The following is a 3306-nucleotide window of genomic DNA, read 5'->3' as shown; positions in this document are numbered from 1 at the left end:
GTGGCTTCCGAGGGCGTTGAGGGATCGGAGGCTGCTGTATATCTATATACCTATGCTGATGATGAATGGACACTTAAAGCAAAATTAAAAGAAGACGTACCTTTATATGCCAGCAGTATCAGCTTAAGCGGCGATGGCAGCGCTCTTGCTGTGGGTGCTCCGGGTGAATCTAGCAGTGCTAGTAATATAAGTCTTACTGGTCTTACTGGTAGTCTCAATAGCGCTGGTGCTGTCTATCTATATACTTTTAAAGATGATACGTATAGTTATTACAAAACTTATATAAAAGCTTCCAATCCCGGCGCGGACGATTTATTTGGCACCAGTGTTGCCTTGAGTGATGATGGCGGAACTCTTGCTGTCGGCGCTATTGGTGAGGATGGCAATACTACGGACGTCAACAGCGATAATTACGACAACGATGATACTGACAATACTGGTGCGGTATATCTGTATTAATCGATTGCATTTCTTTCGATATTGCTAAAAAAGTCCGTCAATAAATTTGGGCAACGGTCTATTATTAATTCTAGGCAGGGAAAGATAGACCGTTAAAACTGGATAAGCTTTAAGTCATAGCTTGTTTAACTTTCCGCATAAAATCTTAAATCAAACTGGCATTGATTAAAATTATCAATCAATTTGCCGGCCGCTTGATGCATGCAGTCATCTTTATAGCCATAAAAAATATCGAAAGAATCGATGGAATACTCGCTTGAGCGATTTAGTTTGCACCAAATAAAGAAACACCTCCCTGACTAATCAACAAATCAATCAAGCCAGCAACGGTTTGCTTTAAAACAGTGAATTTTTTGCATATTGTGGATAAGCGCGATAAATATCTAGCCGGCAAATATTCTATTGTTTAAGTCACCCCAGTTTTTTATGGTTAATTTGTTTATGCAATGTTCACAGAATCTCTCAAAAATCGGTAATAATTCACAAATTAGTTAATATTTTTTAGCCCAACCGACTAATACTGCCCTATACAAGCGCCGCATCGTTAGGACGATAGCGGTGTTATGGCTATTTGATGTAGCGTTATTCGACTGAGTAGGGGAGAGGCACAGATATTGCCAAAACATGCAAACTTTCTTAGTATTGGGTCAGCTGTCTAATCTTTGCCCAGCAAAGAGCTAACAATACAATAATATAAAATTGGTCAGCTCAAGAAACATATTGATAACAATAAATGATTAGATCCTGTCTCGCTGAATTAATACGGTAATATCAACAGATTGGGTCCGGAGTGACTGCAATGTCCACAACTTCTGCTGTGCAAGCATCCTCGCTGGTATTAAGTGCATCCTTATTAGCCTATTGCGGGCTGGGCGATACAGCAAGTACGGATAGTACAGAAACCAGTGACACGCCGGTTAGCACCAGCCAACCAGTGACAGCACCATTGTTTGTCTCAGCTAATATGGAGGCCAGTGCTCCATTAATAAGTAGCTCCTTAACTAACAATCCACTGCCTACACCCTCATCACAAAGTAATGTTTCCTCGTTCACGCTGTTTGAAAGTGGCCCAGTTAGGCCCATGGCTATGTCGCCAGATGGCCAACAGTTATTTGTGGTTAACACTCCCGATAATCATCTGGAGGTTTTTAATATCACCACCGCAGGTCTAAGTTATGTCGCGACTGTACCGGTGGGGCTTGAGCCTGTTGCGGTCGCTGCCCGTTCCAACACCGAGGTATGGGTAGTCAATCACCTCTCAGACAGTATCAGCATCGTTGATCTCAGCCAGTCAGCACCGCGCGTGACTAGAACGCTATTAGTGGGAGATGAGCCGCGGGATATTCTATTTGCTGGCGCCAATAATGATCGCGCTTTTATTACCGCCGCCCACCGCGGCCAAAATGCGCCTTTTGATCCACAGCTTAAAACCGAGGGTGTAGGGCGTGCCGATGTCTGGGTATTTGATAGTAATGATCTCGGTGCGGCACTCGGTGGCACGCCACTGACTATTTTGCAGATGTTTGGCGATACGCCCAGAGCCTTGGCTCGCAGCGCAGACGGCGCAACGGTTTATGCGGCGGTGTTTAACTCCGGTAATAAAACCACGGTATTGAATACCACGCTGACGCCTAATGCCCAAGCGGTGACAAAGCCGTCACCAACAGCAAACTTTGAAGGCATTGCCGAACCCAGCACCGGTCTTATTGTGCAGTTTAACGGTACTGACTGGGTTGATAATGGCGATCCAATTTCAGGCGCGGCGCCTTCAACTTGGAATGACCGCATTCGATTTTCGCTACCCGACAATGATGTCTTTGCTATTAATGCCAATGCCAATCCACCGGTGCAAAGCGATACCTTTAGCGGTGTCGGTACCACGCTGTTTAATATGGCGGTCAATCCTTCTAACGGAGCTATTTATGTCAGTAATACCGACGCGCGTAATGTGGTGCGTTTTGAAGGCCATGGCACCGCTTCAACCACCGTACGCGGTCATATTGCCGAAAGTCGTATCACGGTTATTAACGGCAGCACTATCAACCCTCGTCATTTGAACAAGCATATCAATTACAATAATAGCGATGGCACAGCGGCGGAAAATAGTGCCAGTTTGGCGCAGCCATTAGAGATGGCTATCAGCGGCGATGGGTCAACCTTGTATGTCTCCGCTTTTGGCTCCGGTAAAATTGGCGTATTCGATACCGCCGAGCTGGAATCTGACAGTTTTACACCGGATCCAGCTGACCATATTACCTTGACTGGCGGCGGTCCGGCCGGTCTGGTGCTTGATGAAAATAACAGTCGGCTCTATGTCTTTACCCGTTTTGATAATGCGGTATCCATTGTCGATACCACACAGCAGCAGGAAGTCGGGCATATCCAACTTCACAATCCTGAACCCACTAGTGTGATTGAGGGTCGACCCTTTTTATACGATGCGGCCTTTAGCTCAAGCCGCGGAGATTCTTCTTGCGCCTCTTGTCATATCTTCGGCGATATGGATCAGTTGGCTTGGGATTTGGGTAACCCGGATGAGCCTGAAGTGGACAACCCCAATGAAGGCGTACCTGGTGTACCGTTTTTCGCAACCAAATTTCACCCCTTGAAAGGTCCGATGACCACTCAAAGCCTGCGCGGACTCGAAGGTATGGGGCCCATGCACTGGCGCGGCGATCGTACAGGAGTCACTGCAGATGCGGATGAGAGTCTGGAAGAGCAGGCGTTTGAGGATTTTATTGCTGCCTTTGAAGGCTTGCTTGGTCGTTCAACACCGCTGACTGATGCAGAGATGGATCTGTTTGCCAAGTTCGCACTGCAACTTATTTATCCCCCTAATCCCATTCG

General features: G+C 46.5%; 1 protein-coding gene and 1 pseudogene. Both read left to right on the top strand.

Translation table 11 applies throughout. The annotated features are described in order from the left end of the window. A pseudogene (locus AACP44_RS08865) lies at nt 1–459 on the top strand (hypothetical protein); the annotation flags it as partial. Nucleotides 460–1258: 799 nt separating this feature from the next. After that, nucleotides 1259–3306: hypothetical protein (locus tag AACP44_RS08860; RefSeq protein WP_339340168.1), on the top strand; the 2048-nt coding region annotated here is incomplete at its 3' end.

This window comes from uncultured Oceanicoccus sp. (assembly GCF_963968385.1).
Lineage (GTDB): Bacteria > Pseudomonadota > Gammaproteobacteria > Pseudomonadales > Dasaniaceae > Oceanicoccus.
Note: the sequence above shows the minus strand (reverse complement) of the source record. Positions and strands in the feature narration are given on the sequence as shown.